This is a genomic window from Geobacter pickeringii, assembly GCF_000817955.1.
Classification (GTDB): Bacteria; Desulfobacterota; Desulfuromonadia; order Geobacterales; family Geobacteraceae; genus Geobacter; species Geobacter pickeringii.
In genome coordinates this window covers 2800955-2822500 of sequence record NZ_CP009788.1, presented here as the reverse complement: position 1 = coordinate 2822500, position 21546 = coordinate 2800955, and the positions used below count along the sequence as shown (strand labels likewise).

Sequence of the window (21546 nt, the reverse complement as noted above, 5' to 3'; positions counted from 1 at the left end):
GCGGCGGGCGATGACTGCGTTTTCGCCAGTACCCGTTTCCGTCGGTGCAACATCCGGTGACTCCAGTGGGGCGGTGGCGATCACCATGCCTGCCGCTACGGTGGCGTTGCTGAACCGGTCGATGAGGATAAAACTGCCGGTTTCACGGTTCTTGCGGTACGGGTCGAACGCAACAGCGCGGTCCAGTTCCAGTCGGACCACACCGATGCCGTTAAGCCCCAGCGTTGGCACTTGTCTCTGTTCCAGGGTGTTGACGTCCACCGCGTACTGGACGCGGGTGACCCGGCCGGGAGTCACGGCGGAGGCGGTCTTGACAAGGTAGACCTGCCCCGGCACCAGTGCGGTGTCGTGGAGCCAAACCAAATGGGCTTCCGGGTGCCGGGAGAGACGCGGCGGCGCATCGGTTGCCGTCAACATGTCGCCCCGGCTGATGTCGATCTCGTCGGTGAGGGTCAGGGTCACCGCCTGGCCGGCCACCGCTTCTGTCAGGTCGCCGCCCATGGTGACGATCCGTGCCACCCGGCTGGTGCGGCCGGATGCCGCTACTCGCACTTCATCCCCCCGCTGGACGGTGCCGGAGGCAATGGTGCCGCAGAAGCCGCGGAAATCGAGGTGGGGACGGTTCACCCATTGCACCGGCAGCCGGAACGGCTCTGCCGCCCGCTCTTCGGCGACCTGCACGGTTTCCAGGTAGTTCATGAGGGGCGGGCCCTGGTACCAGGGGGTGCTGCCGCTTGCCTCGATGACGTTGTCGCCGTTCAGGGCCGAGATGGGGATGGCGGTGATGGAGGCGAATCCAAGGGGGGCCGCAAACTCCCCGTAGTCGCGCACGATGGCGGCGAACCTCTCCTCGTCGAAGTCGATGAGGTCCATCTTGTTCACTGCCAGGACCACATGGCGAATCCCCACGAGAGAGACCAGGTAGCTGTGGCGCCGCGTCTGGGTCAGGAGTCCCTTGCGGGCGTCCACGAGGATCACCGCCACCTGGGCGGTAGAGGCGCCGGTGACCATGTTGCGGGTGTACTGCTCGTGGCCGGGGGTGTCGGCCACGATGAATTTGCGCCGGTCGGTGGAGAAGAAGCGGTAGGCCACGTCGATGGTGATCCCCTGCTCCCGCTCCGCCTGCAGTCCGTCCAGAAGCAGGGCGTAGTCGATGGCACCACCCTGGGTGCCGACCTTCTTGCTGTCCGCCTCCAGGGCCGCCAGCTGGTCCTCAAAGATCATCTTGGAGTCCCAGAGAAGCCGCCCAATGAGGGTGCTCTTGCCGTCATCGACGCTGCCGCAGGTGATGAAGCGGAGCAGTGACTTCTCCTCCTGGCTCTTGAGGTAGGCGAGGATATCCTTTTCGATCAGTTCCGATTGGTGTGCCATTAGAAGTACCCCTCCTGCTTCTTCTTCTCCATGGATCCCGCCTGGTCATGGTCGATGAGCCGCCCCTGGCGCTCGGAGGTGCGGGTGAGAAGCATCTCCTGGATGATCCTGGGGAGGGTGTCGGCCGTCGACTCCACCGCCCCGGTGAGAGGGTAGCAGCCGAGGGTGCGGAAGCGGACTGATTTGTACTGCACCGTCTCGCCCGGCTTGAGCTCCATGCGATCATCGTCCACCATGATCAGCATGCCGTCCCGCTCCACCACCGGCCGCACCGCCGCGTAGTAGAGCGGTACGATCGGGATGTTTTCCAGATGGATGTACTGCCAGACGTCCAGCTCGGTCCAGTTGGAGAGGGGGAAAACCCGGATGCTCTCCCCCGGCTTGATGCGGGTATTGTAGAGGTTCCAGAGCTCCGGTCGCTGGTTCTTTGGGTCCCACCGGTGGTTGGCGCTGCGGAAGGAGAATATCCGCTCCTTGGCCCGCGACTTCTCCTCGTCCCGCCGTGCCCCGCCGAAGGCAGCGTCGAACCGGTACTTGTCCAGTGCCTGCTTCAGCCCCTCGGTCTTCATGATGTCGGTGTAGAGGGCAGAGCCGTGGGTGAAGGGAGAAATTCCCTGCCGTACCCCCTCCTCGTTCACATGAACGATTAGGTCCATGCCGCATTCGGTGGCCATCCGGTCGCGGAACTGAATCATGTCGCGGAATTTCCAGGTGGTATCAACATGCAGCAGCGGAAACGGCGGCGGCGCCGGGTAAAAGGCCTTGCGAGCCAGGTGGAGCATGACCGCCGAATCCTTGCCGATGGAGTAGAGCATGACCGGGTTGGCAAATTCCGCCACCACCTCGCGGATGATGTGGATGCTTTCGGCTTCGAGCTGCTGCAGGTGGGTCAGGGTGGATCTCATATCGTTATCCTCGTTAACGTGTGCCTTCGATCAGCGCCGGTGGAGGCCGCACTCCTTGTGCTCCGGGTTTTCCCACCACCAGCGGCCGGCCCGGGGGTGCTCGCCGGGGGCCACGGGGCGGGTGCAGGGGGCGCAGCCGATGGAAGGGTACCCCTGCTTGTGGAGGCGGTTCACCGGGATCCGGCGTTTTTCAGCATACTCCCAGACCTGGGGCTCGGTCCATTCCAGGAGCGGGTTGATCTTCACGATGCCGCCATTGGCCTCGTCGAGCTCCATGGGGGCAAGGCCGGTGCGGGTGACGCTCTGTTCCCGACGCAATCCCGCGACCCAGCCGGCAAGCCCCGTTAGCGCCCTCCCCAGCGGCTCAACCTTGCGGATGTGACAACATTCGTGCCGGTTTTCGAGGGACTCGCGGAAGGAGAACAACCCCTTCTCCCGCTCCAGCCGTTCGACCTGCTCGTGCTTCGGGAAGTACCACTCGATGGGGATGCGGTACCGCTCCGTCAGCGCTTCCGCAACCTCGTAGGTCTCTTCATGGAGTCGGCCGGTGTCGAGGGCGAAGATGCCGACCTCCAGGCCAAGCTCCTTCACCATGTCGATGATGACCACGTCCTCCACGGAAAAGGAGCAGGCGAGTTTCACCGTGCCGTGGGCCGCCTCGACGCCAGCCGCAAGGATCTGCTGGGGAGTGGCATCGGTGGGGAGAACCGGGAGTTCCCGACGAATCTGCTGCGACATTGTCAGCTCCTTTAGAGCGGCAGGGTATCGCCCGCCGCGTGTCAGATTGCAAGCCCGATCAGGGGCCAGACGAACCAGGCAGAGGCCAGGAACAGCAGCCACGAGACCAGCATGATCATGGCTCCCGGCACAATGATGTCCCGGCTCTTCAAAAAGCCGGATGCATAGACGATGGCGGTAGCCGGCGTCCCCATCGGGAGGCAGTAGGCAAGGCCCGCCGGGAGCGCAATGGCAAGGGTGATGACCCGCAGATCCATGCCGATGCTCTTGGCGAGAGTCATTCCAATCGGCATGAGGATGGCGACCACCGCCGCATGGCTGATGCATTCCGTGAGGATGATCGAGACGAGGGAGATGATCGCGATGACCGCAAACGCCGACGGCGTGAAAATTCCGAGCCCCTTGTTGACAAGCCAGAGAGCAGCCCCCGATTTTTCAAGCGCGCTTGCCAGGGCGATGGAGCCGCCGTACATGAGGATAATCCCCCAGTTGACGTACTCCTCGATGGTGCTCCACGAAACGACCCGGAAGGCGAAGAGGACGACCGTTGCCAGAATCGAGATGGCGGCCAGCCCCGCATCCTTGCCGAGCAGCATCCAGCAGCCGATGGTGGCGACCATGACCGCCGCGACGATCATCTCATTATAGCTCATCTTCCCCGTTTCGAGCCGCTTGCGGTTGAGGAAGCGGAGGCCGTCCTCGACACTTTCGAGATCCTGGGGGAAGAACCAGCCGAGCAGGAGAAAGCCGAATAGGAGAAGGGGAACCACGATCACGATGGCTGCAAGGGTCCATTCGAAGAAGGTGAAGTCGAGACCGCTGGTTTCCCGCAGTATCCCAACTGCAAGGGGAGCCCTCGCCCCGCCGAGGAAGGTGGCGATGCCGCCGATGATGCACCCCCAGGCGATGGCCATGAAGAGGAGCTTGGCGTAGCGGCTTCTGAACTTTTCCAGCCCCAGGCTCTCGATGATTTCGGTCACCACCGGAAACATCATGGCGGCGACGGCATGCTCGCTCATGCAGAACGAGAGAAAGGCGGAGAGGAGAAACACCGTCAGCGCCAGCCGCTTCGGGGTCTTGCCGAAACGGGCGAGCATCGCCCGGGCCAGCCGCGCCGACAGGCCGGTGCCGGTCATGGCCGCGGCGAGGATGAAGGCGCCGAGAATGAAGAAGACCGCTTCGTTGCCGAAGAGCGCGTAGGTCTTCTTGGCATCCATTATCCCCAGCAGCGGGAGCATGACCATAGAGAGGAGGGCCGTCACGGCGATGGGGAGCAGCCCGGAGACCCAGAGGAATATGGCGGCGCCGAAGAGGATAATGGCGTGATAGCCGGCGGGGGCGAGCCCTGCAGGCGGCGAGAGGCGGAAGAGGATGATGCAGACCGCCGCCAGACCGGCGAACACCTGATACCGCGCGGTCCGGTCGAGGAGGATCAGCCAGAGGGGGCGCGTGTCGATCTTCAGCGGTTTGTCGAACAGATCCTGTGCCATCAGAGCCCCGCCGATTCGAAGGATTCCTCAACCTGGCGGACGCGGAGCGTCCGGCGCAGGTCCGCCGCTGCCAGGAGCTGCCGGTCCCGAAGCCGGTCGATGAACCCGCGCAATATTCCGTCGGGTCTGGCGGGGACGAGGGGGGTCGTCAGAACGATGAGCGGCTGCAGGGGGGCAATCGCCACCCGGTGTCTGCGCCACGCCGCGACAAGATGGCGGAGGATGGTTCCGGTGTCGTCCCTTCCGTCGGCGGCGGTCGGAAGGGGAACCTCCGGCAGGGGGACGATCCTGCGGTTCAGAAGGTCGTCGATGGCGGCGATTGTTGCCCCGGCCGGCGCATCTCCCACGGGAAGCGTGGACGCCACTGCCCAGCGCGGGAATATCTCCCGGGCGTATTCGAGGGAGGCAAGACGTTCCTTCCGGTCGTCCTCGGTGCCGCTGCCGAGGGGGATGTCGATGATGTCGATGCCGGCGGCGTATGCCCGCTCCACCTGGGAAGGGGAGAGCGGATAGTCGATTCGCCCCACCAGGTGGGCTGTGAAGTTTTTCTTGATCAGGCGGGCGAGTTCCTCGCCCTGGGGAAACGTCTCCGGGGCGCCGAAGCTGAGGTGAAAAAGTTCAGCAGGGCTTATGCAATGACTCTCGAAGAGGGTTTCGAGGGAGGGGCGGGGAGGGAGCTCTCCTCCCACCAGGAAGACGGAGCCTTCGCGGCGCAGCTCTTTGGGCGTGGCGAGTCTGATGGAGGGTCCCCGTAATTTTAGTTCATCCACAATCACGCTGTGCCTCTCTCTCCGTACGGCTGGCGTCCGTGTCCAGGTTTATTGCTTCGCAAGAACCGTTGATTTTATTTTGCTTAACACTATTGTTTTTGTCAAGAAATAAAATACCAAAAAACTTTACTTAATTGGTGTGGAAAAGGCAGGGTGGCTGCGGCCGCCGAAAACCCCGTTCCCGAGTCGATGGAGCCCCGGTTGCGGCGCTGGCTTCGAACCTAGCCGCAGACGGGGCAGGATGCGTTCCTTTTGACGGGAACCTCGCGAAATCTGAGGGTGAGGGCGTTGTAGGTGAGAAGCCGTCCGGTCAGGAGCGTGCCGATGCCGAGGAGGTATTTGATCGCTTCCGTCGCCTGGATCGTGCCGATTACGCCGGGGAGGACCCCTATGACCCCTGCCCGGGAGCAGGCAACGGCAACTTCTTCGCATTCGGGCTGGTCGGGGAATATGCAGCGGTAGCACGGAGAGACCCCCGGGAGAACGGTCATGGTCTGGCCGTCGAAGCGGAGGATGCCGCCGTGCGAAAAGGGGATGCCGGCACGGACGCAGCTGTCGTTGATGAGGAACTTCGCATCGAAGTTGTCGGTCGCGTCAATGACGAAGTCATAGTCCGTAATGATCCCGGCAGCGTTGACAGGGGTAATCCGCACTGCGTAGGGGACCACCGTCACGTCGGGATTGATGGTGGTCATTGCCTCCTGGGCGGAGGCAACCTTGGGACGGGTGAGGTCGGCGGTGCCGTGGGCAATCTGGCGCTGCAGGTTGGAGAGTTCGACGCGGTCGGGGTCGGCGATGCCGATGGTCCCGATTCCGGCCGCGGCGAGGTAGAGGGCGGCCGGCGAGCCGAGCCCCCCCGCGCCGATGATGAGAACCTTGCCGCCGAGGAGTTTTTCCTGTCCCGATTCCCCGATGTTGTCCAGCATGATGTGTCGGGTGTAACGCTCTTTCTGGGCGGCGCTGAGCATCAGGATCCTTTCGCATGGAGCGAGGGGGAGATAAAGAAAAAGCCCCGCCGTCGGGCGGGGCTTGGGCGTACGGGCGGCGAGACTACGCCGGCGTTGCGGAAGAGATGGCCGGGGCGAGAAACGCCTTGATTTTCTTGAGGGCTCCCTCTTCGATCTGGCGGACCCGTTCGCGGGAGATGGAGAAATGGTCCGCTATCTCCTGAAGGGTGAGGGGGGTGTCGGCGGTGACCCGCCTCTCGATGACGAAGCGTTCCTTTTCATTGAGCCGCTCCACCGCCTGTGCCACGTATCCCCGCAGCAGCGCGGTTTCTTCATGCTCGGCAAGGGCTTCTTCCTGGTTCTGCCGCTCGTCCGCCAGGGTTTCCAGCAGCGTCATCCCTTCGCCGTTGACCAGTTCCGCATCGAGGGAGCAGTCGCCGCGCATCCGCTGATCCATCTCGATCACTTCGGATTCTTTCACGTCCAGAGAGAGGGCGGTCGCCTCGGTGTCGTCGGAGCCGGTGAGGCGTCGGATGGCGTCCTTGGCCTGGCCAAGCTTGAAAAAGAGCTTCTTCTGCGCCTGGGTGGTGCCGATTTTGAGGAGGCTCCAGGCGGAGATGATGTAGTTCTGGATGTAGGCCCGGATCCACCAGACCGCGTAGGAAATCAGGCGGATCCCCTTGTGGGGATTGAATTTGCGCACCGCCATCATCAGGCCGATGTTTCCTTCCTGCACCAGGTCGAGCATCTTCATGCCGTAGGACTTGTACTCGGCGGCGATCTTCACTACGAAGCGGAGATTGGCGGTGATGAGGCGGTGGGCGGCCTCAAGGTCCTTCTCCTCATAGAACTTCACGGCATAGAGGTGCTCTTCCTCGGGGGTGAGGACCGAGAATTTTCTGATTTCGGCGAGGTAGAGGGTAAGACTGTCGGCAACAACGGGGAGAGCCATCGTCATGAATCGTTTGCCTCCTGTCGCGGGACTCTGACAAAATTAGCACTCCGTTTCCGTGAGTGCTAATCCAATGTAACAAGCGGGATGCGAAAAATCAAGAGGTTGGATGTTACTTTTGTGTGTAGTTGACTACCGTCATCTCGGGTCGCTTGGGCGCATAGGTGAAGATGATCCGGGACGTGGCGTCTTCCCAGACGTAAGAGACCATGTGCGGAGCCTTGGAGTTGTCCACCGTCCCCTCGCCATAGGACTTCCGGTGCTGGGCGAGAAGTTTCTCGAGACCGGTCTTTTTCACGTAGGGGCCGGCGAAGGATACCGAGACCGCCTTGAGCTTCCCCTTGTCGAAACCGAACATCCTCTGACGGATCTGTTTGTTCGGATTCAACTGCCGGTAGACCACCATTTCGCCCATGGTCCCCATCTCCCCTTTGGGGAACTTTTTCATGACCGTGTGTACGTCGGTTCCCCACGGAAGAGTGGCGTAGCCGCCGGGGAGGGAGGCAGCGCCGGCGACGGATGCGAAGATGAGGAAAACTGTCAGAATCAGGGCGGGAATCGTCTTCATGGATACTCCTTGTCTGGTGATGGGTGATCAGGGAATGGGGGCGAGGTGGGTGAAAACGAAGTCATTGTCTTTCACGGGGGTGTGGCAACCGAAGCACTCCTGGACGAAGGAGGGGTCCTTCCCGTAGGGTCTGAGCGTATTCCCCACGAAGCGGGCGAACCCCCAGCCGCCGGTGGTTTTGTATTTTGCCCCGTCCTTCACCATGAACTCCACCTGAACGAAGGTATCGGGGACCGTGGCAACGGGAAACTTCGGGTGTTTCTTCGCGCTCCAGGCCAGCTTGGCGAAGGTGGTGCCGTCGGGGAATGGGCGGGTCCCCTGCCGCAGGGCCGCCATGGCCGTCGGATTGCCGAGGATGATGCGGATCTGCCCCTTGTCGTCGCGCCAGGAAGGCGCCACCGCCTCCCAGGAGCGGTAGCCGGTGAGATAGGCGATGCCGTTGGGGGCCATGGGAAGCTGGTCGGCGCCGGTTGCGGCCGTGCCGGCCAGGGTCAGGGCGATGGCTGCGAGAATCCGTTTCATGGGTACCTCCCCAATAGTGTGTGAACCTGTCAAGTGTACCACACGCCGGCGGAGGCGTCATCAGAGAGGGGGACGACTCAGGCGGGTGAGGGCGGCCGCCACCGTGTCCTGATGCGGCAGCCACGCGCGGGCGGCGTCGAACCGGGTCCAGGAGGAGCTGCAGTCGAAACCGGCCGTCGGTTCCAGGGCCTGGCAGGCGCGGGGGCGGTCGGCAAATGGGAGGGCACAGCCGTCGGCGCGGAGAAAGACGCACTCTCCGGCACCGGGGAGGGCGGAGATGCCGCCACTCTCCTGCTCGGGCCGGGTTGCCGGCCGGGGGTACCGGATGATCAGGTCCGGGTCGCCCCGCTCACCCTTTGCGGGATCGTAGGGGACGCCGTAGTGGGTGTCGAGGACCCAGAGCCCGGAAGCGAGAAGATCCCGGAGGTGCCCCGCGGGGTCCGGCGCGGCGAGAAAGCGCCCCGGCGCCTCGATACCCGGCCGGGTCCGGCAGCACTCGCCGCCGCAGGCGCCGCAGAGGGTGGCGCTCTCATTGTTAAAGATGAACGGTTCCGACGGCATGGGACGAGGGCTCTTGTCTACGACTGCGTCAAGGTAAGCCGAAAGACGGTACCGTCTTTATCGGATGTTGTAAAATCCACGCTGCCGCCGAGCACCTTTTCCCCGAAGAATTTCATCGAATAGGTGCCAAGACCGTGGCCCAATCCGCGCTTTGTGGTGAAATTGCGCTTGAAGATCCTCAGCGCATGATCGTGCGGAATAGGTTTCCTGTTCCAGACAGATAACGAGACGGAATTGTCTCCCCGCTCCACGAACACTCGCACCGCGCCGCCCGGGTCAGTTGCTTCGATGGCATTGGTGACCATGTTCACCAGAATGCGGTCCACTATCGCCGGGTCCGTCAGTAAGGTGAGCTGTTCATCCGTCTTTGCGATGTCGAGGGTAACAGTGCTGGCCGATGGGTGCCCTTCAAAGGTTTCTGCCAGGGCATCCAGAAGGGAGTTGACGGAGACCGTGCAGTAGAGCGGCTGATAGGTGTGGGACATCGAATGAAAGAGCGCCTGCTGCATGGAAAATTCCTGGACGGTGCGCTGGATGAGCTTCTGGATGTCTGCAAAACGCTCGGCATCCCAGACCCCTTTCATCTGGAAGATGTCGCTCTTGCCCAGAAGGCCGGTCATCAGGTTGTTGATGTCGTGGAAAAATGCCCGTTCCAGGTTGGCGCGCTGCTGATGGACGCTGATGTCGTGCAGGAAGATCAAGACGAACTTTTTTTCTTTGATTCGTATGGGGCAGCAGCGGACCTGGAAAAAGAGGTCAACTTCCGTGTTGTCCTTTTCCACGGTGATCGAGCAGGTCCCTTCCTGGGGGTGTTCGGTGGCGAGGGCTGTCACGATGGATATGACCGCGCCGCATGTCGCACAGGAGGGTGACGTCCCGCAACCGTCCGGCATCTCGCAGGCATGAATGCAGTGGAGGTACTCGCCCGGTCGCAGACCGAGGATTGTGGAGGGATCCTCAATCCCCATCAGTTTCAGGAATGATTCGTTAAGGGCGAGTATCTGGCGATGTTCGTTGAGAACGGCAAAGAGCCCGTTGGCAACATACATCAAGCCGTCAACGAGGGGGGTGTGGGAAACCGACTCGATCTCGTCGGTCAACTCTGCTGCCGTTGCCCGTTCCGGTGAGGCAAAATGGGTTCTGACCCGGGACTTCCCTCGCTTGCTCCCCACGACGCCTGGCTTGACACTGTTGGCCATACAATTCACCACTCCTTCTCACAATCAAGAGCGAGCCATGAAGTTGAATAGAATATCCGCCATATTTAAATGAAGCCGGCACCGTTGTCAAATCAGCCGTGAGTGATATTGACCGGTTCCGACCACGCTCCGAAAGGAGGGTGTCGGGCAGAGTCGGCATTGCGCAGTGAGGAAACGGACGTTACGCCCCCTCAACCGTAGCGAGAAATTCTTCGGAGCGCTTCACGTCGGCCAGTCCGCGGAATTCGCGGTAACCGTCGGTCCCTTCGGGATCGAAGGCGCGGTAGTAGCGGGGAGGGAGCGCCTTGAGGCCGCGCAGCGCCTTGCCGGTGGCGTAGTCGTCGCTGGAGACCCGCTCGGCCCGGGAACGGAGCGGCATGACGATGCTGAAGCCGAGCTGGAAGAGGCGCCGGAGGTATTCGGTGCGGATGATCTCGGCACCCCGTTCCTCGCTGCCGTCGGCCAGGTATTCCAGGGCGATGTTCAGGTAGCCGTGGACCCGCTGGAAGACCTGCTCCATGGCTTCCCGGTCGTGCAGGGCCTCGCCGTCGGCCACCAGGGCGTTGTTTACGAGGTAGGTGAGCTCCTGGTCGAGCTCTTCCGAGCCGGCCCGCGCCAGTACCCGCTGCAAAAACGAGTCGTTTCCTCCGGGCGCCGGCAGGTGCGATGCCGAGCCGGTCCCCGCCGCGAGCCGCTTTTCCCCCGCCACGGCGAAGGATGCCGGGTCGAGGCGGGCGTAGAGGGCGAGGGCGTCGTCCAGTTCGGGGAAGCCGAAGTCGGCGAGCCGTCCGGCGCGGAAGCGGTAGGCAAGCTCCTCCAGTTCCGTTTCCAGCTCACCCTTGATCCCCTCCATCAGCCCCAGGTAGAGCTCGCGGTCGCTCCGGAAGACGATGTCGAGGAAGGTGCCGATGGCCCGCGCATGGTCGCTCTTCTTGAAGGTGATGAAGTAGATGTTGTCGAAGGTGTGGTCGTAGTCGGCGGTCCGTTCCTCGTCGGAGGCAAGTTCGCCGATGCCGCCGCCGACGGAAATCTCCCGTTCGAGCATCAGCAGCAGGAGCTCCAGGTCCAGGTGGGGAAGCTGTTCCACTACCACGCTTTCCCCCGCCTCCAGGAGATAGTTGAGCCATTCGTAAGCCTTCGCGGGGGAGAAGCTCCACTTCTCCCACAGTTCCAGGTCGAGGATGAAGCTGCGCTGCTCCGGTGAGGCCAGTTCCCAGAGCCCCATGGCGTCGGTCTCGCCAATCTCCTTCACCAGGAGATAGAGCTCCTGGGGGGGGATGACGCCTACGAGCCCGCGCCCCAGGGGATCGGCCAGGATCAAGTCCATTTGCCGTTTGGCCGGAAGGGTGCGCAGGGTTTCGATCTTCTCCGGGACGGAGAGGGCACTGAACCCTTTTTCGGTGAGGGCGCGCCTGCTGCGGGCCCGGTCGAGGCTGATAACGTTGTCGTCGGATTTACTGGTCATTGTCGGGTGATTCCTCCGTCTTGTTCCGCTCTTCCCACCGTTCGGTCCGCACCCGGGAGCGGCGGATACCCAGGGCCTTGCGGTAGCCGCAGTCGTCGTGGAGCCAGTGGAGCTTGCGCACGAGCTTTTCCGTCAGCTTGACGCACTCGGGGTTCAGCTCGAAGCGGCGCTCGTAGATCAGGCACCGGTTGCTCTCCACGTTGAGATAGCTGCAGGGGGTGGCGGTGAAAAAAACAGCGCCCGTTTCATCCTCGATCTTCTCGTAGCAGCAGAGGCCGCACTGCTCGCAGAGAGACTCCCAGTCGCCGTCGGAAACATCTCGTTTTTTCATGGGAAGAGGATAGCCAATCGCAGCCGCTCCTGTCAACGCTGTAGACCCTGCGCGCTGCAAAAGTTTCCCCGCTGCGGCGGTGCGCGCGGCCGCCCCCCCCGTGGCGCCGGCGAGCTCTGTTTACGCCGTTTTCACTCCAGCGTAACATAGTTGTAAAATTTCTAATCTACAGTCGGCGGCGTCAGCATCGCGTGGCCCCGTGGCTGCGTAATAACCAATGAGGAGGATCAATCGTGAAATCCAGACTGATTGCGGTCGGCGCCCTTGCCGCCGTCCTGGCGGGGCAGAGCGCCTTCGCCAAGACCCTTGAGGATGTGCTCAAGGAAAAGGGGGTCATCACCGAGGAAGACTACAAAGAGGTCAACAAGAGCCGGCCCGTTTCGTACAAGCTGGGCCAGGGCTTCACCTTCACCTCGCCTGACGAGAAGTTCCAGGGCTCCATCGGCGGGAGCATGCAGCTTCGCTACACCTTCACCGACCTGGACGACGCCAACGGCAGCCAGACGGATACCAGCGAGTTCAAGCTTCGCCGGATCAAGCTCTTCTTCAACGGCTACGCCTACTCGAAGGACCTTACCTACAAGCTCCAGATGAACCTGGCGGAGCTCAACAACTCCAACAAAAACAACACCTCCAAGTTCCTGGAAGAGACCTACGTCAACTACCGCATCCTCGACGAGGCGCAGCTCCGCTTCGGCCAGGACAAGGTCCCCTTCGCCCGTCAGGAGCTCGTCTCCACCACCGCCCTGCAGTTCGTCGACCGCTCCTTCGTCACCGACGCCTTCAAGCCGTCGTACGATATCGGCCTCGCGCTCCACGGCAAGGTGGCCGGCGGTCTCGTGGGTTACCAGGCCGGCGTCTACGGCGGTGCCGGGCAGAACACCTTCCGTTCCAGCAACGACAACTCCTTTGCCGCCCGGATCGTGGCCAACCCCCTGGGGGACATGGCCTACTCCGAGAGCGACGTGGACAACAGCGCCAAGCCGCTGGTATCGGTGGGGGCGAGCTACTTCCGCGACACCATCAAAAACACGGCAGGGGCACTGGAGACGAACAACCTGAGCTTTGCCAATACCAAGAGTGGCTGGCTCGGCATGGGACTCTCCACCTTCAACCCCAACGAGAAGATCGACACCAACTCCTACGGCATCGACGCCGCCTTCAAGTGGCACGGATTCTCGGCCCAGGGCGAATACTTCCTTGCGCAGGCTGACGGCCAGACCACCAATAATACCCTGAGGGCCCACGGCTTCTACGCCCAGGCCGGCTATTTCATCCTCCCCGGGCAACTGGAGGTTGCGGCCCGCTACGGCTACCTCGATCCCAATCGCGACGTGACCCAGAACATCCAGACCCAGACCCAGGGGGCCGTCTCCTACTTCTTTGCCAAGCACAACCTGAAGGTGCAGGCCGACGTCACCAACATCCACCAGCAGTACGCCACCAAGAGCAACACCGACGACATGCAGTACCGCCTCCAGGCCCAGGTGATTTTCTAACGGGTCTGAACACTCCACCCTTCTGGAATCGGGGGCAGGGACGCCCCCACTTTTTGACACGCAACCCGCTTCGGCGGGTTTTTGCATTTTTCAGTAATGTTGGGAGGTTGTAACGGAAATGCAGCGTTCGGGCCGTATCCTTGAAGCATAAACTTTGGGAGGTCCAACGATGGATATCATGCCGATGGGAGATTACTACGCCTGGTACTGTGAGTGGTGCGACACGAGGAACCTGACGCTCCAGCAACGTTTCGACACCGGCATCGTGAGCTGCGGTGCCTGCCACAAACCGTTCACCCCCCTCGATCTGACGGGGCGGGAGCCCGGCTTCGCCGTTTCGGTCGGCTTCTAGGCTCCTAGCCCTTGCGCAGGATCTCGAAGAGGTAGATGACGATCTCGATGAAGATCAGGATGATGATGATCCATTCGAGACGGGTGGCGCGCCGGGCGTGGGAGAGGCTCGTGAAGACCTGGGTGATGTCCAGCAGCGTCTCCCCCTTGTGTTTGATCTCGTTGTAGCGCTGGTTCAGCTCGAAGAGGTTGGCCATGGTGAGGTAGAGCCGGTCGGCCTCCGGGTTTTCCCAGGTGATCTCCGGTTTGTCGAGCACCATGATGTGGGCGATGGACTGGTACTTGTAGGTGAGGATGCTGGCGGCGAGCTTGGCGAGCCGCCGGTCCGAGAGCTCCAGCTTTCCCCGCTCCAGGAGCGCGACCAGCCCCTCCATCTCGTCCAGGACCAGGTCGACCCGTTCCTCGATCCGCTCCAGCGCCACCGATTTGGCGATGACGAAGCAGATGATGTCCCCGTAGGCCGGATCGTGTCCCGGCATCACCGCCGAGTCGTTGGTGACGGCGATCCTCTCCCCTTCGCCGGTCCGCAGCGAGTACTCGTCGCGGTACTTGATGGACGGGAACTCCCGGAACTGGTCGGCGTAGTGCCCCATGCTCCAGAAAAAGGCGCCGATCTCCTCCTCCGAGCAGTTGACGAAGACCACCCCCCCGAAGAAATAGAGATGGACCCGTTTCTCTTCCCCCTGGTCGCCGGAGAGCGGCGTGAGCCCGGCGATGTCGAGCACCATCGGCTCTTCCCAGCGATAGCGCCGGGGAAAGCCGATGCTTCCCGCCAGGCGGTTCAGATCGATCTCCCCCGACAGGGCATAGGCATTGAATTCGGTCATGGTCCCCCCCTGTGAAGAGCTTACCCCATGGGAAGGCAATCGCAAACGCCCCGCCGGCAATTCCTGAACGAAAAAAAGGCGCGCCGCCGGGCACGCCTTTTCTCATTGCGGGGGAGATTCCTGTCCGGGCCTCAGGGGGCCTTCGTCTGCGGAGTCCCGACTTCGGAGCCCTGGAGTGCCACCGTGCCGGCACGCCCTTCAAGCTCACCCATTGTCAGCCCGCAGCAGGGGATGGGCCCCCGCATTGCCTCCGCCGCCGCTTCCGCCAGGGTGACGAAGCGCGCCCCCCTCGCCCGGAGTCGCTCCAGCAGGTCGATGAAGACCGGAGCGAGAACTCCCCCCTCCAGTTCGGCATGGATGGTGTGGACGGTGAGCCCCTCCGGCTTCACGAGGGTGAGGTAGTGATCGTTCACGGTGGCGGCGGTGATGCCGTTCTCCCCCAGGACTTCGTCCATGGTCGGGAGGGTAGTCGGGATCTGGAGGGTTTTGAAGCGCCGTCCCTCCATGACCGGGTAGAAGGGGTGGCTCCCCCGGCTATCGCTGCAGTAGGTGAGGAAGAGAGCGTCCTGGATCTCCAGGGAGTCGGGGGAGACGGTCCACCCCGGCGCCGCGGTGGTCTTGGCCCGCCGGCCGAGGATATCCTCGTAGAGGGCGAAGGCCCGGCCGAGCTCCAGGGCGATCATGTTCCGCGGAATCCAGGGGAGGAGGTCGTGCCACTTGACGTGGTCCCAGCAGTGGATGCCGACCTCGTGCCCCCGGGCGGCGGTCTCCCGCAGGACGTGGGGGACCTTGTCCGCGATGATCGGCGGCGGCAGGAGCACGCCGTACATCAGGGTCCGCAGGCCGTAGACCGACGGCGCCCTCGTCCGGAACATCTTCCGCAGGAACCCCTTGCGGGTGAAGATGCGGCGGATCGCCTTGCCGCTGTTGTCGGGCCCCATGGAGAAGTAGAACGTCCCCTTGATCCCGAAACGGTCGAAGATCTCCAGGAGCCGCGGTACCCCGTCACGGGTGCCGACGTAGGTGTCGACGTCGATTTTGAGGGCAATGGTGGGTGGCATGGAAGTCCGGTGCTTGAAGTCCACGGTCCGAAGTTCGAAGTCGCAACGGCTCTCGACCGCGAACTTCGAACCGTGAATGGCTCTATTACAGCAAATGCTCGATCTTTTCCTTCTCCTCGATCAGATAGAAGTCGAGGGTCTTGCGCAGCGCGTCGTCGATGACCGTCTTCGGTTCCCAGCCGAGCCGCGCCTTGGCGTTCTTCACGGAGGGGACGCGGGTCAGCATGTCCTGGTACCCCTTACCGTAGAACTGCCCCGAGGAGACCTCGACGATCTTGCATGCTTCGGCCCTGTCGCGGTAGGCGGGGTATTCCTTCACCAGGGCGATCAGCTTCTCCGCCAGCTCCTTCACCGACAGGTCGTTCCCCGGGTTGCCGATGTTGAAGATGCCGCCGTCGGCCTTACCGTCCTTGTTCTCGATGATCCGCATGAGGCAGTCGACGCCGTCCTCCACGAAGGTGAAGGAGCGGCGCTGGTTGCCGCCGTCCACCAGCTGGATCGGCTCGCCGGCCAGGATGTTGTAGAGGAACTGGGTCAGGACCCGGGAGCTCCCCTCCTTGGCGGTGGAGATGGAGTCCAGCTTCGGACCGATCCAGTTGAAGGGGCGGAAGAGGGTGTAGCGCAGCCCCTCCTGCTCGCCGTAGGCGTAGATGACCCGGTCGAGCATCTGCTTGGCGCAGGAGTAGATCCAGCGCTGCTTGTTGATGGGGCCGAGCATGAGGGGGGAGTTCTCCTCGTCGAACTCCCGGTCCGGGCTCATGCCGTAGACCTCGGAGGTGGAGGGGAAGATGACCCGCTTCTTGTACTTCACGCACTGGCGGATGATTTTGAGGTTCTCCTCAAAATCGAGCTCGAAGACCCGGAGGGGATCCTTCACGTAGGTGACCGGCGTGGCGATGGCCACCAGCGGCAGGACCACGTCGCACTTCTTGATGTTGTATTCGATCCACTCCTTGTTGATGGTGATGTCCCCCTCCAGGAAGTGGAAGCGGGGGTCCCCCAGGGAGCGCTCCAGCTTGTCGCAGGCCATGTCCAGGCCGTAGACCTCCCAGTCGGTGGTGGTGAGGATGCGGTGGGTGAGGGCGTTGCCGATGAAGCCGTTGACGCCGAGGATCAGTACTTTCATGGTGTTCTCCACTGTTTGGATTGATATCGGCAGGAGTACGCCGGGGCGGTGCTCCTACGAATGGGTGAATCGTTTTTCTGCAGACAGCGCGGCGGCGGTGAACTGGTCCGCCGCAACCTCGTTCTCACCTTCGGCCTGGAGCGAGCGAAGCTCCAGTAAGCCTTCTCCGGTCCCGACCAGGAGAGGGGCCGCCGAGACGATGGCGCCGGGAGCGGCGCTCCCCTCCGCCGGCCAAGCGCTCCAGACGATCACCTTCTTCCCGTCCAGATAGGTGAAGGCGCCGGGGTAGGGATGGGTGACCCCGCGAATGAGGTTGTAGACCTGTACGGCGCTTTTCGTCCAGTCGATGAGGCCGTCGGCCGGCCGGCGGCCGCCGAAGTAGCTCCCCTCCGCCAGGTCCATGGGGATGCGGGGTGCGGTTCCCGCGGTCAGGAGCGGGTAGCTCCGGGCGATGACCGTCACCGCCGCCTCGGTCACCTTGGTGAAGACGTCGAAGGCGGTGTCAGTGAAGGCGATGGCGACCTTCTCCCGGTCCACGATGTCGCCGGCGTCGGGCTTTGTCACCATGTGATGGAGCGTGGCGCCGGTCTCGGTCTCGCCGTTGATCACCGCCCAGTTCACCGGCACCCGTCCCCGGTACTGGGGGAGCCAGGAGCCGTGGAGATTCAGGGCGCCCCTGCGGGGGATCTCCAGCACCTCCGGCTTGATCATGTTCCGGTAGTAGAAGGAGAAGAGGAAGTCGGGGGCCAGTTCCCGCACCTTCGCCACGTTGACCGGCTCGTTGATGTCGGTGGTCAGGTACGGGATGCCGTGGCGCTCCGCCAGTTCCCGGACCGACTGGAACCAGATCTCCTCCGTGGGTGAATCTTCGTGGGTGAAGACGAGCGCTACCTCGGCTCCCTGCTTCAGCAACTCCTCCAGGCAGCGGTAGCCGACGTTGTGATAGGCGCAGACGACGAGCTTAGTCATGAAATCCTCTTACAGATTGCTGGCCTATTCTTCAAATCCGTAGGTCCGCCGCACCACGTACCGTGGCCGGCGCCGCACTTCCTGGTAGATCCGACCGACGTACTCCCCCACGAGGCCGATGCCGAAGATGACGATGCCGACAAAGAAGAAGAGGATGGCGAAGAGGGTGAAGACCCCCTCCACCTCGGAGCCGATGAGGAAGCGCCGCACGAGGAGGAAGAGGGCGAAGAGGACCGATGCCACCGAGGTGAGGATGCCGAGGAGGGCGAAGAGCTGGAGCGGCACCACCGAGAAGCCGGTCATGAGGTCGAAGTTGAGGCGGATGAGGCGGTAGAGGGAGTACTTGCTCTCCCCCTCGGCCCGCTCCGCGTGGGAGACCGGCACCTCCGACGGGTTTGAGGCGAAGGTCTGGGCCAGGGCCGGGATAAAGGTGGTCATCTCCTGGCAGCGGTTCAGGTTGTCGATGACGGTGCGGTTGTACGCCCGGAGCATGCAGCCGTAGTCGCTCATCTGCATCCCGGTCATCTTGTTGGTGGTGATGTTGACGATTTTAGACGCCGCCCGGCGGAAGAACGTATCCTGGCGCTTCTGGCGGATGCTCCCCACCACGTCGTGCCCCTTCTCCATCTCGGCCACGAGCTTCGGGATCTCCTCGGGGGGGTTCTGGAGGTCGGCGTCGAGGGTGACGACGATCTCGCCCGTGCTCATCTCGAAGGCGGCCATGATCGCCATGTGCTGGCCGAAGTTGCCGTTGAACTCAATCACCTTCACTTCGGGATGGCTCTGGGCCATCTCCCGGAGGATCTTCAGGGAGCGGTCCCGGGAGCCGTCGTCGGTGAAGATGATCTCGAAGGGTTTCCCGAGGGATTTCATGACCGGATAGAGCCGCGCCATGAGCTTCTGGAGGTTCGGCTCCTCGTTGTAGACCGGGACGATGATGGAAATGTAAGGTGCGGCCATGGGCTACTTTCTGCTCCTTGCGATAACGGTTTTTACCGCTTCCACCACGTCCCGGGCGTCGTCCATGGTCATGGTCGGGAAGAGGGGGAGGGAGAGGATGCGGTCCGAGGCGTAGTCGGCATTGGGGAGGGCCCCTTGGGGGATCGGCATGTTCTCCCGGTACCAGGCGTGGTGGTGGATCGCCTTGTAGTGGAGGCCGGTGCCGATGTTGAGATTCTTCAGCTCCGCCATGAAGGCGTCGCGGTCGATGGTGAGCTTTTCCACCCGGACCAGCGGCGTGTAGAGGTGCCAGGCGTGGCGCTGGGCGTAGGGGGCGAGGGCCGGGATGGCCAGTTCTTCGACGCCGGCAAAGGCCTCGTTGTAATATTCGGCGATCTCCCGGCGCTTCTCGATGAAACCGTCCAACTTGGGGAGCTGGTGGAGGCCGATGGCGGCCTGGATGTCCATCATATTGTACTTGAAGCCGGGGAGGAGGATGTCGTAGTTGGGGGTGCCGCTGGCGGCGAAGCGCTTCCACGCCTCGCGGCTCATGCCGTGGAACTTCAGGAGTGAAACCTCCTCGGCCAGGGCCTCGTCGGGGGTGCAGACCATCCCCCCCTCGCCGGTGGTGATATTCTTGTTGGGGTGGAAGGAGAAGATGGAAACCGAGTCGAAGGTGCCGATCTTCTTCCCCTTGTACTCGGTGCCGGCGGCATGGGCCGCGTCCTCGATGACGGTGAGGCCGAACTCGTTGGCCAGGGCGAAGATCGGGTCCATGTCGCACGACTGGCCGGCGAAGTGGACCGGGATGATCGCCTTCGTGCGGGGGGTGATCTTCTCGCGGATTCGCGCCGCTTCGATGTTGAGGGTTCCCGGCTCGATGTCGACGAGCACCGGCTTCGCCCCGCAGAGGACGATCATGCTCACCGTGGAGGCGAAGGTCATGGGGGTAGTGATGATCTCGTCCCCGTCGTCCAGCTTCAGGGCGAGAAGCGTCAGGTGGAGCCCGGCCGTCGCGGAGCTCAGGGGGATGGCGTAGGGGGCGCCGATGTAAGCCTTGAACGCCTCCTCGAAGCGCTTCACCTTGGGGCCGGTGGTGATCCATCCCGACTTCAGGGAGTCGACGACCTCGTTGATCTCGTCATCCTCGATGGTGGGCCGGGAAAAGGGGAGAAATTCGCTGCGCACGGGGTAACCTCCTTCACAAAACACACTATAATTGCACAAAATCGGCGAGAGTTCCAGATGTTTACGCCGGATTCGCGTTACCGCTTGTTAATGGTTCGTGACGAGCAGGAACTTTTCCTTCTCCCCCAGTTGCCGCGGCGGGAGGGTGGTCTTCTGGCGGAAGGCAGGGAAGGCGTCCTTCTTCACGAGCAGGATGACCCGGGTGGGGGAGTTCCAGAGCGGGAAAAACCGTGCGTCATCCAGGAACCAGCGGCTCTGGTCCCCCTGGCGGCTCCCGAAGTCGAGCTCGTTCTTCTCGTTGACGAGGAGGATGCGCCGGCCGGCGTAGAATGAAAACCCCTGCTGGTAGGTGTTGTAGCTGGCGATGACGGTGGCGCCGTCCGCGTTGGCCCGCGCCAGGAGCCCCAGGTCGCGGGACGATTTGCGGTCCGTGGAGCTCGCCAGGACAATGGCGGCGCCGACGACTCCGACCGTCAGGGAGGAGATCGCCAGGGTGCGGAAAAAGGCGAGGCGGCTCTCTTGGCGCAGCGCCGCAAGGCACGCACCGCCACCCGCCACGAAGATGAGGCCGAAGATGGCGCTCTCCGCCACCCCGAGCCGCGGTTTGGGAACCAGATGGGGGTAGAGGGAGACGCCAATGCCGACGATGATGAAGAGCGCGGCCACGAGCAGCGGGACTCCCCGTTCCGTCGGCGCGGCTTCGTCGCCGCGAGCGCTGAACATCTCGCCGAGGAGGATTGCCAGGGCCGGAAAGATCGGGAAGATATACGGGATGAGCTTGGAATCCGAGGCGGAGAAGAAGAGGAAGATGACCGCCGCCCAGAGAAAGAGGAAGAGCCGGCCGTCGTCCCGGGCCGCCGAGCGCTGCTGCCAGAGCCGCTTCGCCGCCGCGGGGAGGAAGAACGACCAGGGGAACATTCCGCCGGCGAGCACCGGGATGAAGAACCAGAACGGCTCGTAGCGGCCGTGGACCTTGGTGAGGAACCGCTCGAAGTGCTCGTGGATGAAGAAGAACCGGGCGAACTCCGGGTTGCGGAGGGAGACGAGCACGAACCAGGGGGCCGCCGCGAGGAGAAAGAGCGGGATGCCGGTGAGGAGCCGCATCTCCGCCAGGAGACGCCAGCGCCGGGTGAGGAGGATGTAGAGAACGATCACCCCGCCGGGGAGGACGATCCCGATGAGCCCCTTGGCCAGAACCGTCAGGGCGGCGCAGAGGTAGAAGAGATGATAGTAGAGCGCGGCACGCTTTTCGCCGGGGCGCGTCGCCAGGAGGAAGAAGCCGAGGGTGGCGCCCATGCAGACGCTCAGAATCATGTCGATGACGTTGAAGCGCCCCAGGACGAGGTAGCCGGTGGCGGTGCCGAGGATCAGGGCGGAGAAGAGCCCCGCACGCCGGCCGTAGAGGGTCCTCCCCACATGGTAGGTGAGGAGGATGCCGAGGATGGCGAAGAGGACGGTCGGCAGACGGGCGGCGAACTCGTTGAGCCCGAAGATCTTGAACGAGAGGGCGTTCAGCCAGTAGAGGAGCGGCGGCTTCTCGAAATACTTGACGTAGTTGAGATACGGCGTCACGAAGTCCCCCGATTCGAGCATCTCGCGGGGGATCTCCGCGTAGCGCCCCTCGTCGGGCTCCAGGAGCGGGATCCGGTGGAGGATCGGGAGGAAGGCGAGGCAGAAGAGGGCGCAGAGGATGGCGAGGTCACGGGCGGGGCGATCCTCCCGTGAGGAGAAGAAACGGCTGAATGTGTTCATGGGTAATTAGATTCC

The 21546-nt window shown here is 62.8% G+C and carries 22 protein-coding genes (1 of these 22 running past the window's edge); 2 read left to right on the top strand and 20 right to left on the bottom strand.

What is annotated here, in order from left to right; genetic code table 11:
- The 13 genes from cysN to GPICK_RS12650 all read right to left on the bottom strand — a co-directional run.
- Positions 1-1371, bottom strand: partial view of a sulfate adenylyltransferase subunit CysN gene (gene cysN / locus GPICK_RS12710; RefSeq protein ID WP_039743812.1) — the 5' portion only. It extends 294 nt beyond the left edge of the window; only the first 1371 of its 1665 coding nucleotides appear in the window; its start codon is at positions 1369-1371; its stop codon lies off the left edge, out of view.
- Complete coding sequence (gene cysD / locus GPICK_RS12705) at positions 1371-2276, bottom strand: sulfate adenylyltransferase subunit CysD (RefSeq protein WP_039743810.1); 906 nt, start codon at positions 2274-2276, stop codon at positions 1371-1373. Before cysD ends, cysN begins: the two co-directional genes overlap by 1 nt.
- 30 nt (positions 2277-2306) lie before the next feature.
- A complete protein-coding gene (locus GPICK_RS12700; protein ID WP_039743807.1) occupies positions 2307-3014 on the bottom strand; it encodes a phosphoadenylyl-sulfate reductase in 708 nt (235 codons plus the stop codon).
- Positions 3015-3055: 41 nt separating this feature from the next.
- Positions 3056-4504 (bottom strand): SLC13 family permease, encoded by a 1449-nt coding sequence (locus GPICK_RS12695; RefSeq protein WP_039743805.1) that lies wholly within the window; start codon positions 4502-4504, stop codon positions 3056-3058.
- Positions 4504-5274 (bottom strand): hypothetical protein, encoded by a 771-nt coding sequence (locus GPICK_RS12690; RefSeq protein WP_236685558.1) that lies wholly within the window; start codon positions 5272-5274, stop codon positions 4504-4506. The genes GPICK_RS12695 and GPICK_RS12690 overlap by 1 nt, the downstream gene beginning before the upstream one ends.
- A gap of 221 nt (positions 5275-5495) precedes the next feature.
- Positions 5496-6242: a HesA/MoeB/ThiF family protein gene (locus GPICK_RS12685; protein ID WP_039743801.1), complete on the bottom strand. Its 747-nt coding sequence runs from the start codon at positions 6240-6242 to the stop codon at positions 5496-5498.
- Between the two features lie 82 nt (positions 6243-6324).
- Positions 6325-7179 carry an RNA polymerase sigma factor RpoH gene (gene rpoH / locus GPICK_RS12680; protein WP_039743799.1) on the bottom strand — a complete coding sequence of 285 codons (855 nt, stop codon included), beginning with the start codon at positions 7177-7179 and terminating at the stop codon, positions 6325-6327.
- Between the two features lie 106 nt (positions 7180-7285).
- On the bottom strand, positions 7286-7741 hold the full coding sequence (locus tag GPICK_RS12675; protein WP_039743797.1) for a hypothetical protein: 456 nt from the start codon (positions 7739-7741) through the stop codon (positions 7286-7288).
- Positions 7742-7768: 27 nt separating this feature from the next.
- Positions 7769-8263 carry a cytochrome P460 family protein gene (locus GPICK_RS12670; RefSeq protein WP_039743795.1) on the bottom strand — a complete coding sequence of 165 codons (495 nt, stop codon included), beginning with the start codon at positions 8261-8263 and terminating at the stop codon, positions 7769-7771.
- A 60-nt stretch (positions 8264-8323) separates the two neighbouring features.
- Positions 8324-8824, bottom strand: coding sequence for a hypothetical protein (locus GPICK_RS12665; RefSeq protein ID WP_039743793.1), 501 nt, complete (start codon positions 8822-8824; stop codon positions 8324-8326).
- A 17-nt stretch (positions 8825-8841) separates the two neighbouring features.
- Positions 8842-10023: a sensor histidine kinase gene (locus tag GPICK_RS12660; RefSeq protein ID WP_052263428.1), complete on the bottom strand. Its 1182-nt coding sequence runs from the start codon at positions 10021-10023 to the stop codon at positions 8842-8844.
- Between the two features lie 181 nt (positions 10024-10204).
- Positions 10205-11488 (bottom strand): DUF6178 family protein, encoded by a 1284-nt coding sequence (locus GPICK_RS12655; RefSeq protein ID WP_039743791.1) that lies wholly within the window; start codon positions 11486-11488, stop codon positions 10205-10207.
- Positions 11478-11819, bottom strand: coding sequence for a YcgN family cysteine cluster protein (locus tag GPICK_RS12650; RefSeq protein ID WP_039743788.1), 342 nt, complete (start codon positions 11817-11819; stop codon positions 11478-11480). Before GPICK_RS12650 ends, GPICK_RS12655 begins: the two co-directional genes overlap by 11 nt.
- A 233-nt stretch (positions 11820-12052) precedes the next feature.
- Here GPICK_RS12650 and GPICK_RS12645 point away from each other — a divergent pair, with 233 nt between their 5' ends.
- On the top strand, positions 12053-13318 hold the full coding sequence (locus tag GPICK_RS12645; RefSeq protein ID WP_039743786.1) for a porin: 1266 nt from the start codon (positions 12053-12055) through the stop codon (positions 13316-13318).
- A 169-nt stretch (positions 13319-13487) separates the two neighbouring features.
- Positions 13488-13670, top strand: coding sequence for a hypothetical protein (locus GPICK_RS12640; protein ID WP_039743784.1), 183 nt, complete (start codon positions 13488-13490; stop codon positions 13668-13670).
- A gap of 4 nt (positions 13671-13674) precedes the next feature.
- Here GPICK_RS12640 and GPICK_RS12635 read toward each other — a convergent pair whose 3' ends face one another.
- The 7 genes from GPICK_RS12635 to GPICK_RS12605 all read right to left on the bottom strand — a co-directional run bounded on the left by GPICK_RS12635 (position 13675) and on the right by GPICK_RS12605 (position 21531).
- Positions 13675-14496, bottom strand: a complete 822-nt coding sequence (locus GPICK_RS12635; protein WP_039743782.1) for an RMD1 family protein — start codon at positions 14494-14496, stop codon at positions 13675-13677.
- Between the two features lie 131 nt (positions 14497-14627).
- A complete protein-coding gene (locus GPICK_RS12630; RefSeq protein ID WP_039743779.1) occupies positions 14628-15557 on the bottom strand; it encodes a 4-deoxy-4-formamido-L-arabinose-phosphoundecaprenol deformylase in 930 nt (309 codons plus the stop codon).
- 85 nt (positions 15558-15642) lie between these two features.
- Entirely contained in the window at positions 15643-16683 is a 1041-nt protein-coding gene (locus GPICK_RS12625; protein WP_039743777.1) for a bifunctional UDP-4-keto-pentose/UDP-xylose synthase, read from the bottom strand.
- Positions 16684-16737: 54 nt separating this feature from the next.
- Positions 16738-17652 (bottom strand): formyltransferase, encoded by a 915-nt coding sequence (locus tag GPICK_RS12620; RefSeq protein WP_039743775.1) that lies wholly within the window; start codon positions 17650-17652, stop codon positions 16738-16740.
- Positions 17653-17676: 24 nt separating this feature from the next.
- Positions 17677-18612, bottom strand: coding sequence for a glycosyltransferase (locus GPICK_RS12615; RefSeq protein ID WP_039743773.1), 936 nt, complete (start codon positions 18610-18612; stop codon positions 17677-17679).
- 3 nt (positions 18613-18615) lie between these two features.
- Entirely contained in the window at positions 18616-19779 is a 1164-nt protein-coding gene (locus GPICK_RS12610) for a DegT/DnrJ/EryC1/StrS family aminotransferase (RefSeq protein ID WP_039743770.1), read from the bottom strand.
- Positions 19780-19866: 87 nt separating this feature from the next.
- Positions 19867-21531: a glycosyltransferase family 39 protein gene (locus tag GPICK_RS12605; protein ID WP_039743768.1), complete on the bottom strand. Its 1665-nt coding sequence runs from the start codon at positions 21529-21531 to the stop codon at positions 19867-19869.
- Between the last annotated feature and the right edge of the window lie 15 nt (positions 21532-21546).

Bases quoted from the DNA above. Each gene is read 5' to 3' on its own strand.
- cysD (WP_039743810.1), bottom strand. From the start codon at position 2,276: ATGAGATCCACCCTGACCCACCTGCAGCAGCTCGAAGCCGAAAGCATC.
- GPICK_RS12700 (WP_039743807.1), bottom strand. From the start codon at position 3,014: ATGTCGCAGCAGATTCGTCGGGAACTCCCGGTTCTCCCCACCGATGCC.
- GPICK_RS12695 (WP_039743805.1), bottom strand. From the start codon at position 4,504: ATGGCACAGGATCTGTTCGACAAACCGCTGAAGATCGACACGCGCCCC.
- GPICK_RS12685 (WP_039743801.1), bottom strand. From the start codon at position 6,242: ATGCTCAGCGCCGCCCAGAAAGAGCGTTACACCCGACACATCATGCTG.
- rpoH (WP_039743799.1), bottom strand. From the start codon at position 7,179: ATGACGATGGCTCTCCCCGTTGTTGCCGACAGTCTTACCCTCTACCTC.
- GPICK_RS12675 (WP_039743797.1), bottom strand. From the start codon at position 7,741: ATGAAGACGATTCCCGCCCTGATTCTGACAGTTTTCCTCATCTTCGCA.
- GPICK_RS12670 (WP_039743795.1), bottom strand. From the start codon at position 8,263: ATGAAACGGATTCTCGCAGCCATCGCCCTGACCCTGGCCGGCACGGCC.
- GPICK_RS12665 (WP_039743793.1), bottom strand. From the start codon at position 8,824: ATGCCGTCGGAACCGTTCATCTTTAACAATGAGAGCGCCACCCTCTGC.
- GPICK_RS12660 (WP_052263428.1), bottom strand. From the start codon at position 10,023: ATGGCCAACAGTGTCAAGCCAGGCGTCGTGGGGAGCAAGCGAGGGAAG.
- GPICK_RS12655 (WP_039743791.1), bottom strand. From the start codon at position 11,488: ATGACCAGTAAATCCGACGACAACGTTATCAGCCTCGACCGGGCCCGC.
- GPICK_RS12650 (WP_039743788.1), bottom strand. From the start codon at position 11,819: ATGAAAAAACGAGATGTTTCCGACGGCGACTGGGAGTCTCTCTGCGAG.
- GPICK_RS12640 (WP_039743784.1), top strand. From the start codon at position 13,488: ATGGATATCATGCCGATGGGAGATTACTACGCCTGGTACTGTGAGTGG.
- GPICK_RS12635 (WP_039743782.1), bottom strand. From the start codon at position 14,496: ATGACCGAATTCAATGCCTATGCCCTGTCGGGGGAGATCGATCTGAAC.
- GPICK_RS12630 (WP_039743779.1), bottom strand. From the start codon at position 15,557: ATGCCACCCACCATTGCCCTCAAAATCGACGTCGACACCTACGTCGGC.
- GPICK_RS12625 (WP_039743777.1), bottom strand. From the start codon at position 16,683: ATGAAAGTACTGATCCTCGGCGTCAACGGCTTCATCGGCAACGCCCTC.
- GPICK_RS12620 (WP_039743775.1), bottom strand. From the start codon at position 17,652: ATGACTAAGCTCGTCGTCTGCGCCTATCACAACGTCGGCTACCGCTGC.
- GPICK_RS12615 (WP_039743773.1), bottom strand. From the start codon at position 18,612: ATGGCCGCACCTTACATTTCCATCATCGTCCCGGTCTACAACGAGGAG.
- GPICK_RS12605 (WP_039743768.1), bottom strand. From the start codon at position 21,531: ATGAACACATTCAGCCGTTTCTTCTCCTCACGGGAGGATCGCCCCGCC.